Raw genomic sequence first — 13,814 nt, forward strand, 5'->3', positions numbered from 1 at the left:
CTGCCGTCCGTGACGGGGCAGATGAGCACCAGGCGTTCGACCGCCTCAAGGAAGAGGTGCGCAGCGAACAGCGGCAGGAACTGGTCGCCTTGATGGTGGCCGCAGCTGCGGGGCCGGCGCGCATCCGCCTGCGGAAATTCCCGCAAAGTGAACAAGCGCTTAGTAATATGAGGGTGTCGGGAGTCCGCGCGGCAGGAAGGGGCAGTTGTGCCGACGTCGCAAGCCGAGGCCTTCTACGAGCGGGAGAGCGCCGGCCGGTTCCTGCCCACCGCCTACACACGCGGGCCCTGGGACGCCGATTCCCAGCACGCCGGCCCGCCCGCAGCCCTGCTCGCCCTCTCCGTAGAGCAGCGGCCGGGCGGCCGGCCGGACATGCGGGTCGCCCGGCTCACCTACGAGATCATGCGCCCAGTCCCGATACGGCCGCTGACCGTGGCCACACGCGTGCTGCGCGCCGGGCGCACCGTCGAGCTCGTGGAGGCGGTGCTCACACCCGACGGCGGCCAGGAAGTGATGCGGGCGACCGTGTTGCTGATGAAGACCGTGCCGGACTCGGTACCGCAGGTGTCGCCGGGCCGGCAGGTGCCCGGGCCTTCGACCGCACCCCTGAAATCGTTCTTCCCGGTCCCCTGGGAGCAGGGCTACCACACCGCCATGGACGTACGCTTCGCCGCCGGTTCGTTCCTCGGGTCCGGCCCGGCCACCGCGTGGATGCGGATGAGGGTCCCCCTGGTCGCGGGGGAGGAGATCACGCCGCTCAGCCGGGTGCTGACGGCTGCCGACTCGGGCAACGGCGTCAGTGCCGAGCTGGACTTCCGCCGCTACGTCTTCATCAACGCCGACCTCACTGTCAGCCTGCACCGCCATCCCGAGGGCGAGTGGGTCTGCCTGGACGCCCGGACGATGGTGGACGGCGCGGGCATCGGTCTGGCCGAGTCCGCCCTGCACGACGAGAAGGGGCCGCTCGGCCGCAGTACCCAGAGTCTGTACGTGGCCGCCCGCGGCTGAGGCGACGGGCGCGGCCACGGGTGTCCCCGGACCCTTCCGCCCTCGGCGACGGTGCAGAGGACGCGCTGTGGGGGGTGACGCCCCCCACGAGAGCCATGTCACGTCCTACCGTGAATAGTAGGACCGTCCCGCCCCGAGCAGGCGATAAAGCCCTCAGAATGGCTAATTTTGGACATTTCTCCGTAGTTGGGTAGTACGTCACATTCTTGCGCCCGTTTCGGCACGCCGCTAACCATGTCTGTCGTTGCCGGAGCCGCGGGACGCACCGGGCCTACATCCCAGGCCCGCCCGTCGTGCCGGCAGCACGGGGCCTCGCCCCGACGCCCTACAGGCCGCGACCGACATCCGGCCGGCGCCTTTACGACGTCCCCACAGGAGAGACCCCTTCATGACCGCGATCACCGCCCCCCGCCGCCTTGCCCGCCTCCGTACCCTCGCCCTGACCGGCATCGCCACCACCGGCGCCGCGACCGTCGCGCTCACCCTGATGCCGGCGTCCGCGCAGGCCGCCGAAGCGCCGCAGGCGAACGCCGCTCACAAGGTCGCAGCCCTCTCCAGTGGCAGCCACGCCGACCCCAAGGGCACCACTGGCACCACCGGCACCGCGGGCAATCTCGACGGCTGGATCAAGCAGTCCCTGGCGATCATGAAGGCCAAGGGCATCCCCGGCAGCTACGAAGGCCTCAAGCGCAACATCATGCGTGAGTCCGGCGGCAACCCCAACGCCCAGAACAACTGGGACGTCAACGCGAAGCAGGGCATCCCCTCCAAGGGCCTGCTGCAGGTGATCGACCCCACCTTCAACGCCTACCACGTCGACGGCACGGCCCACAGCGCCACCGACCCGGTCGCGAACATCACCGCCGCCGCCAACTACGCCGCGCACCGCTACGGTTCGATCGACAAGGTCAACTCCGCGTACTGAGCCGGCACACCCTCGTCCTTGGCTTCAAGGTGCTGCGCGCTGCCCGCTCGTCCGCGGCGCATGGGGCTGTTGCCCACACAGCCCGGATCGAGTGAGACCGGCTCGTGCCTCCGTAGCGCTGGGAATCCCGCGAGTTGACCGCTGAGATGTGCCCCAGCGCCGCCGTTTCGGGAAGCTGAACCGCGGCGCCCACGGGATGGGCGCCGCGGCCGTCGCCTCACGGCAGGAAGGCCACCTCCGGGAAGGCCGGGGACGGGCCGTCGAGCAGGCGTCCGCGTCGGTCGCGCAGGTGCAGGTCGAAGAAGGCGAGCGGGTACGCCTGCTGGATGGCATCGGTGGTCCACCCACAGCGCCGATGCGACCGCCGTAAAGGTTGCCTCGGCGCTGTGGCCGGGGCAACGCCCAACCGGCGCTTCCGCCCTTTCTCCGGGATGACCCACGCCCACGGCACCAGCCGCGAGGGAACCGGCACCGGCTGCAGCACCCGAGCCGTGAGCGAAGCCGTCACCGCGCCCGCCCGCAAAGCCCCCCCGCAGCCGTCCCGCCGCGTTCCCGGGGCCGGTCGAGCGCCCCCGCACCAGCTCCGCCGGAAGCACCCCCTCCGTATCGGCGAGCACGGCCCCGACCGTCCATGCGGCGGCCACCAGGTCCCGTCCCGGCACGACCCCGCAGTGCTGGCGCAGCCGGGTCTCGGGCGTGCGGTCGCGTCCGCACCCGAAGCAGTCCACAGCCCCCTGCGGCGGAGCCGCGCGGTACGCCTCGGCCGCCGCCGATGCCTCGTCCCAGGGAAGGCGGTTCGGGCGCATCGAGGGCCAGTTCGTCGGATGTGGCCACCGCGAGCACCCCCGGTGGTACCCGCCGCGAGCGCCACCCGGGGGTACCCCCGCAGACGGCCGGGCACCGTGATCGTCTCGATGGCGATCATGGTGCTCACTCCACCACCCCGGTTACAGGTGGCCGAAGGGGGGCGGTGTACGTTCGACGCCCCAACTCGCCACCGAGAGGAACCCACCGTGACCGTCGAACGCATTGGTCCGCCCCTTTTCGGTACGGAGCGCGAGACGCTGCGGGCGTTCCTGGACTTCCACCGGGCGACCCTGGCGATGAAGTGCGAGGGCCTGACGGAGGAGCAGCTCAAGGAGCGGTCGAGCCCGCCGTCGACCCTCTCCCTGCTCGCCCTGGTCCGCCACATGGCCGAGGTCGAACGCGCCTGGTTCCGCCGGGTGTTCGACGACAACGCCGCCCCGATGGTCTGGTCGGAGAAGGAGTTCGACTTCCAGGCCGCGTACGACACCACGGACGCGAGCGCCGAGGAGGCGTTCGAGGCGTGGGAGGCCGAGGTCGAGCACTCGCGCCGCATCGAGCGCGAGGCCGAGTCCCTGGACCTCGCCGGGCACCAACCGCGCTGGGGCGAGGACGTGTCCCTGCGGATGGTGATGCTCCACATGATCCTGGAGTACGGCCGCCACAACGGCCACGCGGACTTCCTCCGCGAGGGCGTGGACGGCACGGTCGGCGCCTGACACATCCCCTCACCCGGGGGCACGCTCACCCCTGTGACGAGATCGCCCCTCCGAGGCCTGCGTTCCAGGCCTCCGGCAGTGCGCTGCCGGCTACGTCCTCATGAGCGGCCCGCGTTCGGCGGCGGCACCTCGACACCGCTGCTGTCCGGCTCGTCGATGCAGGTGACGAACGTGACGAAGCCGGGCCGAACCGTGCCGTCGGTCACTACGAACGTGCTCGCCGGATGGCTGCGGAGCAGGCACGTGTCATAGCGGACGACGGAGGGGATTACCGTCTGCGGCTCCGCTCCGCGGTACTGGTGACGGCCCATCAACTGGCAGGAGTCGTATCGGATCAGGGGTCCACGTGGCCCGACGGTGTAGCGATGTGTCCGCATGGCGGCGGAGAAGTGCTCGCCGGCGTTGGCGGTATCGTCGCAGTCGTTGAAGTGGACCGTTCCGCTGTTCCACACGCAGTCGATGATGACCACGTCCGGGCTGCGCACCTCGAAGCGGATGTCCTCGGCGTGGAAGCGCTGGACGGCGTCGTAGTGCTGTGCCACAGGGAAGCGGAAGAACGTGCTGGTGGTGCCGTATTCGTGGGTGGCCTCGGGGCGTCGGCCCGTGATGACGTAGGAGCCGCCGCGGCAGGTGATCGAGCCGCCGTAGGGGAACTCCAGGAAGTTGCCTCATTCGTACGCGACCTTCATGTCGGTGAACCAGTAGTTCAGGAACTGGTCCTGATCGTTGAGGTTGGTCTGTCCGCGCCGTGAAAGGCCCGAGTAGAGAAAGGCCCGGCGATAGCTGCCCCCGATCTGGCACGCCTCCCAGCGCATCTCGGAGTTGTTGTTCGTGCCGTCCAGGGCGAGGCCGTACTCCCACGCTCCGGTCCACTCGCACTCCGAGAAGCGGTAGTCCTGCGCCAGCCCCGTGGAATAGGAGTTGAAGAAGGAGGCGCCCGGGGTGATCGAGCGGAATCGCATGCGCTCAAAGGACAGTTTGGACCAGCAGTCCTCATTGCGGCACAAGAAGGAGCCCGGGCCGGTCTTCGGGTGGAAGACGAGGGTGGTCATGCGCTTGCCCGCCCCGCAAAAACGCAGTCCGTTCGCAGGCCGCGGCGGCGCCACGCCGTTCATCAGCGCATGGGGCCGGGTGATGAGGAAGTCACCGGCCGGAATCTCGATCACCAGGCGGCCGACGCCGTCCCTGACCCGGGCGGCGGCGACAGCATAGGCGAGCTCGAAGGCTCTGGTGTCGTCGGTCCGCCCGTCACCCACGGCTCCCAGGTCGGCCACGTTGATGGTCGTCGGCCGTACGGGGGCGCGGCGGCTGACCTGGGAGGCGTCGTCGCCCGATTCTTCGAACATCCCGGTCGGCTCACTCCCAACGCCGCGCCCGATATCACCTGAAACAGTGCATAATCTGACCGTATCAAAAGAAGGTGCGCTTCAAGTGACCTGACGGGGTGTCATGGGCAAACAGCTGCCGGATCGCACGGTAGCGCCCCCAACGGATGAATTGCTTTGGTGACGTTTCCGGTCGCGTCTTAACCTCAGGCCATGGCGAGATCTTCGCGTTCGCAGCGTCCGGGTCGGCTGGTACGGCGGCCCGGACGCACGCTGGTCGTCGTCCTCATGGCCTGTCTGACATGTCTACCCAGTGCCCCCGCCAGAGCCGCCAGTGCCGCTGTCGACGCCACCACGCCGAGCCTGCGGCTGTTCGTCCTGGGTGACAGCATCGCCGGCGGCAGCGACCAGGGCGGTAACGGACCGCATGGCTGGCCCGCGCGGGTCGCCGCCCGGCTGCGGCTGACGCTCACTCTCGACGGGGAGGGCGGAACGGGCTATACCACCGCCGGAACGCAGCCGGGCCGGCGGTCCTACCCCCAACGGGTTGACCGTGCTGTGGCGACGGCACCCGACGTGGTGATCGTCGAAGGATCCCGCAACGACGTCGATCCGGCACGAAGCAGGGCCGCCGCGGTGGGCACCCTCCGCCGTCTGCGCACAGGCCTGCCCCACGCGCGGATCCTGGTCATCGGCCCCATCTACTCCGCCCCTCAGCCAGTCGGCTCGCGACCGGTCGACGACGCCGTCGCGGCTGCGGCGGACGAAGTGTCCCTGCCCTATCTGTCCGCGGTGCGGCGCGCGTGGTTCAGCGGATCCGCCCACCGGTTCATCGGCAGTGACGGCGTCCATCCCACAGACGCGGGACACGCCTACCTGGCCGACCTGATCAGCCCCGAACTGTCCCGGCTGTTGGCGTACCGGGACCGGGATTCATCGGGCCGTGCCTGTCGATCGGCGGGTACGGCCCCCAACCCCTAGCGGCTGCGGAAAGCGGTTCGAGGGCGTGATCCGGCGGTTCAAGAGCCCTGGAGCGCCCGAGAAGGGCGGCCCTCAGGCGGAGTCTGAGCCGGCGCCGGGTGCTTCGTCGCTCCTCCCGCTCGGGAAGGTCCACCTCGCAGCCGACCGCAAGTGCCGCCCGCTGGCGCTCTTCCTGACCGCAAGCCAGGCCGCGGACCCCGCAACTCGACAGCGCGCTGGTCGTCACTGTGCGGCGGGGTAGCGGTTCGGCCCATCCGTACCAGAGTTGCAAGGAGTCTTTGCAAATGCCCTTTGTAACTCGTACGCTTCTGGCATGGCCGAACAACCGCCTGCTCAGGAGATCACCGATGTCGATGCGCTGCGCGCCTTCGCGCACCCGATGCGGCAGAAGATCGAGCAACGCCTGCGCCGGGGACCGGCCAACTCCGCCGCGTTGGCACGCGAGTTGGGTGAGAGCACGGGGCTGGTCAGCTACCACCTGCGGCAGCTGGCCAAGCACGGCTTCGTCGAGGAGGTCCCGGAGTTGGCGAAGGGGCGGGAGCGCTGGTGGCGGGCGGTGCCGGGGGACCGGCGGTTCCCGCCGTACAGCCGGCAGACGCCGGAGATGCGCGAGGCGCTGACCGAGATGCACCGGCTCAACCTCGCCGAACTGATCGACTCCGCCCGGCGGTTCGAGGAGGCGCGCGACACCCTTGGGCCCTGGGCTGACGCGGCGCTCTTCTCGCGCGCCACGCTCCGCGTCGACCCCGCCCAACTCCGCGCGTTCTTCGAGGAGTACATCGCGCTCCTCTACCGGTACTCGGCCCCGGAACCAGGGGACGCGCCCGAGGCGCGGACCGTGCTCGTCCGGCTGCTCGGGATTCCCGATACCGACTGACCGCGCGCGGCCCAACCGACAACGAAGGGGGAACGCACGCCGTGCTGCTCTCGGCTACGTCCGCATCACCGACACGCGCCGTACTGGCCGTTATATCAGCGGCATTGGCCACCATCCTCCTCCTGCTGACCGCGCGTGACGGCCGACCTTCCCTCTACGACTCCAGCGTGCTCCTGAACTCCCATGGATCACGGCTGAAGACGGTCCCCTGTGCCGGTGTCGGTGTGCGATTCGGCGATTGAATCAAGTAGCCGATGTTCTTCCAGCGTCAGCCGGAGAGCGCCGGCCGCCACGTTGTCGACGAGGTGCTCCGGGTTGCCCGTCCCCGGGATGGCCAGCACATGGGTGCCTTGCTGCAGGGTCCAGGCCAGACGGACCTGCGCGGGTGAGGCGCCGTGTGCGCGGGCCACAGCGCGGACCTGGTCGTGCTCGGCCCGGACGGCTCCGGCCTCGCGTCCCTTGCCCGCGATCGAGAAGAAGGGCACGAACGCGACACCCCGCGCGGCGCATGCCCGGAGCATCTCGTGCCCGCCGGGAGCGTCGATGCCGTAGCGGTTCTGGACGCAGACCACTGGTGCGATCTCCTGAGCCTCCGTCAGATGTTCCGGACGGGCGCCGGCGATACCGAGGTGGCGGATGAGTCCTGCGTCGCGCAGCTCGGCGAGGGCTCCGAAGTGTTCGGAGACGGACCCCTGCCCCATGATGCGCAGATTGACCACGTCGAGGTGGTCACGGCCGAGTTGGCGTAGGTTCTCCTCGACCTGGCCTCGCAGTTGGTCCGGTCGCGCGGGGGTGGCCCACTCGCCGTCGGCATCCCTCGCCGGGCCGACCTTGGTGACGATGACGAGATCGTCTGCATAGGGTGCCAGAGCTGAGTTGATCAGCTCGTTGGCCGAACGCAGCCGGGAGAAGTAGAAGGCCGCGGTGTCGATGTGGTTGACACCGAGGCCGACTGCGCGTCGGAGGACGTCGATCGCCTGGCTGCGGTCCCTCGGGGTGCCCTGGTGGAAGGCGGCGCTGCCGGTCAAGCGCATCGCGCCGAAACCCATCCGGTTGACCTTCAGGTCACCGAGCATCCAGGTGCCGGCGGCTGCCGCAGAGACCATGTGTGATGTCGAATTCTCCATCTGCTTCTCCATCTGCTCCATCCCGATCGGCCATCGTCCGCGCACGGTTCAAGGTCCGGCGGTCTCGGAGTATGCGCAGGTGACGGGCGTGACGGGAAGGCGTGGAGCGTCGGGGGAATGTCACAGCGTGACCGGGAACCCTGGACGCTCATTCCCAGTTGTTACTGGTGACGCTTCCGTAAGCGCTCATTGCCGGCTGAGAGCTCGGGAGACTCCCGCCGTGACCGTGGTGGCGAGGATCCATCCAGCTGCGATCAGTGTGTAGGCGAGCCATTGCGCGGCACCGCGTGGCGCGAATGCGGCCTCCTGCCCGAAGCCGATGACCGGTACCAGCAGATCGAGTGTGTAGAACAGGGCGTTGAACACCGGCGCTTTCCCCGCTTCGAGCGGCGCGGGCGTGTGCAGGTGAAAGAACATCGTGCCCATCGCGAGCAGAGCCAGGAGCCACAGGCCGGCGCGCAGTGGCCGGTAGCCGTAGCCGACGGTCGCGTCCTGGATGTGACCCCACAAGCGGGCGGGCAGGGGAAGCGTGCTGCGGCGGTGCCGTTGCTTGGCGAGCAACACGGTGCGTGCTTCGTCCTCGTGCCCCAAACGCCGGTAGATCTCTGCGAGTTGCTCGTATGGTTGCGGCAGGTAGCCCTCGCTGCCGCGGCGAATCCATACGAGGCGCTCGGCAGCGGTGAGCGGGGAGGACAGTGAGTCGTACGTCGTCCCGGACAACCGCACATCGGCGGGCCAGGTGTCCGGGTGGTCGTGCAGAAGGCCGAGTTGGGCACCGCTCAAGTCGACGGTGCCTTCGGCTGGTACCGCGGTGCGCAGGTCGCTCTCCCGGGCCCGGGTCAGGTTCAGGCTGACGGCGCAACCAGCGGAGCCGGCCAGTCTGGCGTCGCGGAAGCTGAGGACCGTACCGACATGGCTGCCGTCGAGTTTGACACCCCCGTCCGTGGACAGACCCTGGCCGAGGTCGAAGTTCCGGGCGACCGTCACGTCGATCGCCTCCAAGGCGATGTCGCCGGGATTGCTCAGCCGGGCGCCGCAGAAGCCGATCGCCGACGAGGTGGAGGCACCGGACAAGATGATTCGGCCTTCGGCGCGGAAGCCCGGGTGAAAGGTGAAATCCCCGAGGCCTTGGACTCGGTAGGCGTCCAGGGCATGACCTCCGGGATTGCTCAGCCGGGCACCTTCCAGATCCAGTTCCCCGGCTATGGAGGCACCGGAGAGGCGGAACCCTCCCTCGACGGAGAGGTTCGTGCACAGCACGTCGCCGCCCAGGCCGGCACCCACTGCGGAGACGGCCTCGACGCCGGGCACCGTGATCGCGGTGTCGCACAGATCCAGGTCATGTTGGACTTGGGCCCGCGTGAGCACCAGCGGACCGGTGAGGCGGCACCCCGACAGAACGAACCGCCCGTCGATCCGGGCACCGTCTGCGGCGAGACCCGGCACGCTGCATCCCTTGAAGACCAGCTCGCGGGTCTGGGCGCCCCGCAAGAGGGGAGTTGCTTCAAAACGGCACTCGGTCAGGACGACCGGCACGCGAATCTCCGTGAAGGACAGGTCTAGCCGGCCCGTGATCAGCGCACCGGTCACGCGCAGCGCAGGCCGGTCGACCAGGGCGTACTCGCCGGCGTTCAGCAGCAACGCCGCGAGGACTGCCGCCCGGACCACCGGCTGCGACGATGGCGAGCCTTCCCGGAGGTCGAGGATGCGGCCGCTGGGGAACGCGTTCCATACCTGGGTTTCGCAAGGGGTGAGTTCGTCGAGATCCACGACAGGTGATCTTCTCGGTGGAGCAACAGCCCGCACAAGCCCACGGTCGGCTCGTCGAGGCCGTTCACGAGACTGCGGACAGAGCCGTGAAAATCCCCAGGCGGAGCGAGGAGCGTACTGCGCTTTCTGCGTTCACCGAGACGGGCCGTAGAGGCTGCGTTCGCGGCAGTCCGGTTGCGGGCCATTCGCGAAGGCGTAGCCTGTAGTTGATCAGTCCTGCCCGACTCTGGAGGTAGGCCATGTTTCTCCGATGGCTGCGGCGCCGTAAGCCGCATCAACTGGTCCTACTCGGCAACGGCCGCCTGATCCGGGGTTTCAGCGGCGGAGCCTACGACGGTCACGGATACCAGTCCTGACACCGTCCGTGGCGGAACTCTGGAGGATGTGCGGTGGCAGAGGACACCGATGCCCTGGAAGCCATGGCGAGGATCCTGTCACCGCATTGCCGTGTCACCCGGCTGTCCGGCGGAGCACTGATCGCCGACTGGAAACGGACGCGGTTTCTCGGGATGGCGGCGGCGGACGTCCGGAAGTTCGCCGAGGGAAGCCCTGAGGAACGCGCCGAGCTCCTCACCGTTCTCGTGCGTGCCGGGTGTGCGACGGGCCGGCGGAAGAAGCAGGCGGACACCGGCGTCGGGCTCTGGCTGCGTGGGGTGCACCTGCTGATCCGGATCGTGGGATTCGGGCGTGTCCTCCGTCTGCTGTCCTTGGCCGCGCCGGGCTACGCCCGTGCCGACCTGCCCTCCGCGGAGGAGGCCCGACGGTTGAAACGAGCGGTGCAGACACACAGCCGCTGCAGCTGGTTCGTCAACGGCGACTGCAAGTCCGAGGCCGTGACGGCCTTCCTCCTGCTACGGCGATGCGGTCTGAAGGCCGTACTCCACGTCGGTGTGCGGGAACACCCCTTCGCCCTGCACGCCTGGACCGCCTCGGGCGGTCTGTGCATCCCCGACGCCGATCCGTGCGGGTACGCCTTCACCCCGGTCCTCTCGATCGACTGCGGGGGACAGTGACATGCATGCCCTCCGCCTCGAGTGGGCCGACGGCACACCGAGGCTCAGGACCGCTGACGCCATGGCGCGTCAGGGACTCGTGACGACGGTCTCCTCACCGGCCGGCACCGCGGCCGTCGTCGGCTGGGTCGGCTCGGCCCGCGACCGGTCGGCGGGCGCACACGGCCTCCTCGACGCCTTCGGCCGGCACGGAGCCGCCCCGCCGCTGCCGGCGGGCGACTACGCGGCCGTTCTGGTGTGCCACGACCGCATCCTGCTGATCCGCGACGAGCAGGCACGCATCCCGCTGTTCTTCAGGGCGTCCGGTGGCCGCGTGCATGCCGTGAGCACCTCCGCCCGCAGCCTGGGCAGCGCCGCCGAGCTGGAACCCCGCTACTTCTGCCGGTACCTCACCGGGAACATGGCGCAACCGCACACGGACCTCACGCCGTTCGCCGGGGTGCACCGCGTCCTCGGCGGAGAGGTGGTGGAGCTCTCCCTCACCGGGCAACTGCGCAGTCGTACGCGGCGAAGCGTCCGTCGGGCCACCGACCCGCGCGCGTCGACGGCCGACGGGACCGGCCTCGCCGACGCCGCGCTGGAGCTGCGCGTGGCGCTCGAGAGCGCCGTCGGACGCCGTATGGGCACGATGACGGCATGCCATGTCTCGGGCGGCACCGACTCCACCAGCGTCGCGCTGCTTGCCGCACGTCTGCTGGCCGAGGGGCGCGGCGGCGCCGGGGGCCTCGTCCTGCTCGCCGGGCGTTTCTCCCGCGGGGAGCTGGCCGCGGAGCAGCCGTATCTCGACCTCGCCCTGCAGGAGATCAGGCGGCACACACCCGCAGTCCGCCCGGTCGTCGTCGATGCCGACGACGTGGCCGACTTCGACGACTTCCAGCACCACGCAGGAGACGCGGACGAGCCCCATGCGCACGCCTTCCGCGCCCCCTTCTGGAGCAGACTCCACCTCGAGGCCGCGGAACTGGGCTGTGACACCCTCCTGACCGGCTGCGGAGCCGATCCCCTCGCGGACGCCAACCCGTTTTACCTGCACAGGCTCGCCCGCACGGGCCGGCTACGCCAGCTGACCCAGCAGGCACGTGCCTGGGCCGCAGGGAGCGAGCGGGGCCTGCGGGACGTCGTGTACGCCTACGTCGTCCAGCCGGCTCTTCCCCTCGTGGCCGAACGGTTCACCGCAGTGGTCCGCGGCGGAACGGTCCTCGGCGGCCTCGGCACCTTCAACCGCCCCCGATGGCTGCGGCCCGGATTCGCGCGGGCTCACGGCTACCGGGACGCCGTGATCGCGGAGAGCCGCTTCGTGTTCGGGAACCGACCCGAACAGTCGCTGTACGACGCCGCCAACTACCTCGCCGCTCCCGACCTGCTGTCCTGGAACCGCGCGCGGCAGGACGGGTTCTTCCCCTCACACCCCTTCCTCGACCCGGAGGTCGTCACCACGATGAGCCGCCTCCCCGTCGCCGCCACCTTCCGGCCGGGCCGTCCGAAGGCTGTGCTCCGCGAGGCCATGGCGGACCTGCTCCCTGCCCCGATCCGCGGCAGGGTGGTCAAGGTGCCCTTCAACGACCTCTATGCCCGCGGCCTGCGGACACACGGCGACGAACTCATCGCCCTGTGCCGCTCCGCCCGGCATCCGCTGATCGCGGAGATGTTCGACGTCGACACGCTGTGCCGGGCCGTGCGGGAGGCGCAGCTCGGCATGGGGGACTCGCACTCCTGGGATCGTATGAACAGCTCGCTCGCCCTGGTGGCCTGGCTGGAGCGACTGGACCAGCCCTCCAGCGCGCTCGGCGCGGCGCTGCCCGTCAGCGCTGGCTCTTGATGTCCCACAGGTTCCGCACATAAGGGCCTGTGATGAGGTCGATGAGGCCGTAGCGGCTCGTCACCTCGCGTTGTTCCGTGGGGGTGGGGATCCGGCCCTCCTGGCCCTGGCGCGCGATGGACGTCACCACCGTCGCGCCGTGCGTGCCGAACCTCCAGTAGACGGTGACGAAACGCGGATCCCTCGTGTACTCGTCGATCGCGTTGTTCTCGTGCACCCTGGCACGGTAGACGAGGAAGTCGAAGTCCTTTCCCTGTTGCCTTTTCACCCATTCGGGGACGTCTTTCCCGCCCCAGGATTTCGCCAGGAACTGGAGCGGTGGCTGCAGCACGAGCCGGTCCTTGCGCGCGAGGCTCGCGGTGGCATAGAACGTCACCTGGTCGTACGGCGTGTCGATGGGCAGTTGTACCACCAGCCGCGTGGCGAAGGTGTCGCTCGACTCGATCCACTGCCCGTAGGGCATCCACGGTTGTGCCTCCAGCAAATCGCCGGGCTGGTGGATCTCCCTGCGGGAGAGCGGGTTCACTTCCGAGGGTTTGGTCCACTGGTCGGCATCGGCTCGCCACTGCTGGCGCAGCCGGTCCTTGGGGCTGAGCGCCACCCGTTGCGCCATCGCGTGGAATTCGGAGCCGAGCACATAGAAACTCCGCTCACCGTGGTTCTGGAGGGTGATGTCGACCGGTAGGGCGAGGGCCTTGTGGTCCTTGCTCAGCACCGCTTTCCCCATGGACAACGTGATGATCGGCCTGGTTTCCCGCTGGTAGGGCTGATAGAGACTCTGGTAACCGAAATTGGCGACCGCGAGGACCGAGGGAACGATGACCGCGACGGCCACCCGCTTGGGAGCGGGAACCACGACCGACGTCCGCCACACGGCGAAGGCAGCCCATGCCGAACCCGCGGTGAGCGCGCCGAACAGCGCCTGGTAGGCCGTGGAGTCGCCGTCCTTCCACGTCTCGACCAGAAGCATGGCGTTGGTCAGCAAGGCCGTGAACGCGCCGATCAGGGCGACCAGGCCGGAGTAGGGGAAGCAGTGCCGGACCCAGTGGTCCAGGACGGCGGCGGCGCCCAGCAGCGAGGTGAGGGAGACCGCGAGAAGAACGGCACCGGTGACCCGACCGGGGAAGGTCAGAGCATGGACGAAGTCCTCGAGGCCGAACCGAGCCTGCAGTACCGCCGTCGTGAGGAGGACCAGCTCGATCACCCCCAGGGCCACCCGCGACCGCCAGCTTCTCAGCGACGGCCGTACCACCTTCGGGCGCAAGCCGGAACGAGGCCTGGGGGGAGTCCGCACCCGATCACCTCCTCAGGCCGCCGGTCGTGCCTTGCATGTGTGCAGCGCGGCCGCAGGGAGATCTGCTGCCGCGCCGAGGGTTCGCACACCATCGTCCGCGGAGATCCACCGGGTCGCCATCCGGAGCCACCGGACGTGGGACCTGTCCGACA

At 69.3% G+C, this 13,814-nt stretch carries 13 protein-coding genes; 7 read left to right on the forward strand and 6 right to left on the reverse strand.

Annotation, left to right across the window (positions count from 1 at the left end):
* The first annotated feature begins 207 nt into the window (after nucleotides 1-207).
* Nucleotides 208-1,008 carry a thioesterase family protein gene (locus ACZ7GZ_RS32545; protein ID WP_471029704.1) on the forward strand — a complete coding sequence of 267 codons (801 nt, stop codon included), beginning with the start codon at nucleotides 208-210 and terminating at the stop codon, nucleotides 1,006-1,008.
* A 388-nt stretch (nucleotides 1,009-1,396) separates the two neighbouring features.
* Complete coding sequence (locus ACZ7GZ_RS32550) at nucleotides 1,397-1,933, forward strand: transglycosylase SLT domain-containing protein (RefSeq protein WP_471029706.1); 537 nt, start codon at nucleotides 1,397-1,399, stop codon at nucleotides 1,931-1,933.
* A gap of 217 nt (nucleotides 1,934-2,150) precedes the next feature.
* On the opposite strand, the gene ACZ7GZ_RS32555 is transcribed toward ACZ7GZ_RS32550, so the two are convergent.
* Nucleotides 2,151-2,441, reverse strand: a complete 291-nt coding sequence (locus ACZ7GZ_RS32555) for a hypothetical protein (RefSeq protein ID WP_471029707.1) — start codon at nucleotides 2,439-2,441, stop codon at nucleotides 2,151-2,153.
* A 505-nt stretch (nucleotides 2,442-2,946) separates the two neighbouring features.
* Here ACZ7GZ_RS32555 and ACZ7GZ_RS32560 point away from each other — a divergent pair.
* Nucleotides 2,947-3,456 (forward strand): DinB family protein, encoded by a 510-nt coding sequence (locus ACZ7GZ_RS32560; protein ID WP_471029709.1) that lies wholly within the window; start codon nucleotides 2,947-2,949, stop codon nucleotides 3,454-3,456.
* A 98-nt stretch (nucleotides 3,457-3,554) separates the two neighbouring features.
* Here the strand turns inward: ACZ7GZ_RS32560 and ACZ7GZ_RS32565 are convergent, their stop codons facing one another.
* Together ACZ7GZ_RS32565 and ACZ7GZ_RS32570 are read right to left on the reverse strand one after the other, a co-directional pair.
* Nucleotides 3,555-3,998: a hypothetical protein gene (locus ACZ7GZ_RS32565; protein ID WP_471029711.1), complete on the reverse strand. Its 444-nt coding sequence runs from the start codon at nucleotides 3,996-3,998 to the stop codon at nucleotides 3,555-3,557.
* 126 nt (nucleotides 3,999-4,124) lie between these two features.
* On the reverse strand, nucleotides 4,125-4,802 hold the full coding sequence (locus ACZ7GZ_RS32570) for a glycosyl hydrolase family 28-related protein (protein ID WP_471029712.1): 678 nt from the start codon (nucleotides 4,800-4,802) through the stop codon (nucleotides 4,125-4,127).
* Nucleotides 4,803-4,994: 192 nt separating this feature from the next.
* Here ACZ7GZ_RS32570 and ACZ7GZ_RS32575 point away from each other — a divergent pair, with 192 nt between their 5' ends.
* Together ACZ7GZ_RS32575 and ACZ7GZ_RS32580 are read left to right on the forward strand one after the other, a co-directional pair.
* The gene (locus ACZ7GZ_RS32575) at nucleotides 4,995-5,762 is read left to right on the forward strand and encodes an SGNH/GDSL hydrolase family protein (RefSeq protein WP_471029714.1); all 768 of its coding nucleotides are present in this window, start codon (nucleotides 4,995-4,997) and stop codon (nucleotides 5,760-5,762) included.
* 313 nt (nucleotides 5,763-6,075) lie between these two features.
* Nucleotides 6,076-6,639 carry a helix-turn-helix domain-containing protein gene (locus ACZ7GZ_RS32580; protein ID WP_471029715.1) on the forward strand — a complete coding sequence of 188 codons (564 nt, stop codon included), beginning with the start codon at nucleotides 6,076-6,078 and terminating at the stop codon, nucleotides 6,637-6,639.
* Nucleotides 6,640-6,827: 188 nt separating this feature from the next.
* Here the strand turns inward: ACZ7GZ_RS32580 and ACZ7GZ_RS32585 are convergent, their stop codons facing one another.
* Nucleotides 6,828-7,766 (reverse strand): oxidoreductase, encoded by a 939-nt coding sequence (locus ACZ7GZ_RS32585; RefSeq protein WP_471029716.1) that lies wholly within the window; start codon nucleotides 7,764-7,766, stop codon nucleotides 6,828-6,830.
* A 186-nt stretch (nucleotides 7,767-7,952) separates the two neighbouring features.
* A complete protein-coding gene (locus tag ACZ7GZ_RS32590) occupies nucleotides 7,953-9,536 on the reverse strand; it encodes an oxidoreductase (RefSeq protein WP_471029717.1) in 1,584 nt (527 codons plus the stop codon).
* Between the two features lie 389 nt (nucleotides 9,537-9,925).
* Here ACZ7GZ_RS32590 and ACZ7GZ_RS32595 point away from each other — a divergent pair, with 389 nt between their 5' ends.
* Together ACZ7GZ_RS32595 and ACZ7GZ_RS32600 are read left to right on the forward strand one after the other, a co-directional pair.
* On the forward strand, nucleotides 9,926-10,549 hold the full coding sequence (locus ACZ7GZ_RS32595; protein ID WP_471029718.1) for a lasso peptide biosynthesis B2 protein: 624 nt from the start codon (nucleotides 9,926-9,928) through the stop codon (nucleotides 10,547-10,549).
* A 1-nt stretch (nucleotide 10,550) separates the two neighbouring features.
* On the forward strand, nucleotides 10,551-12,368 hold the full coding sequence (locus ACZ7GZ_RS32600) for an asparagine synthase-related protein (RefSeq protein WP_471029719.1): 1,818 nt from the start codon (nucleotides 10,551-10,553) through the stop codon (nucleotides 12,366-12,368).
* Here ACZ7GZ_RS32600 and ACZ7GZ_RS32605 read toward each other — a convergent pair.
* Nucleotides 12,352-13,572, reverse strand: a complete 1,221-nt coding sequence (locus ACZ7GZ_RS32605) for a hypothetical protein (RefSeq protein ID WP_471029720.1) — start codon at nucleotides 13,570-13,572, stop codon at nucleotides 12,352-12,354. The two genes, ACZ7GZ_RS32600 and ACZ7GZ_RS32605, sit on opposite strands and share 17 nt — an antisense overlap.
* Nucleotides 13,573-13,814: the final 242 nt, after the last annotated feature.

This window comes from Streptomyces sp. NPDC037288 (assembly GCF_055603265.1).

Coding starts and splice junctions, on each gene's coding strand:
- ACZ7GZ_RS32575 (WP_471029714.1), top strand. CDS start 4,995: ATGGCGAGATCTTCGCGTTCGCAGCGTCCGGGTCGGCTGGTACGGCGG.
- ACZ7GZ_RS32570 (WP_471029712.1), bottom strand. CDS start 4,802: ATGTTCGAAGAATCGGGCGACGACGCCTCCCAGGTCAGCCGCCGCGCC.
- ACZ7GZ_RS32550 (WP_471029706.1), top strand. CDS start 1,397: ATGACCGCGATCACCGCCCCCCGCCGCCTTGCCCGCCTCCGTACCCTC.
- ACZ7GZ_RS32585 (WP_471029716.1), bottom strand. CDS start 7,766: ATGGAGAATTCGACATCACACATGGTCTCTGCGGCAGCCGCCGGCACC.
- ACZ7GZ_RS32580 (WP_471029715.1), top strand. CDS start 6,076: ATGGCCGAACAACCGCCTGCTCAGGAGATCACCGATGTCGATGCGCTG.
- ACZ7GZ_RS32600 (WP_471029719.1), top strand. CDS start 10,551: ATGCATGCCCTCCGCCTCGAGTGGGCCGACGGCACACCGAGGCTCAGG.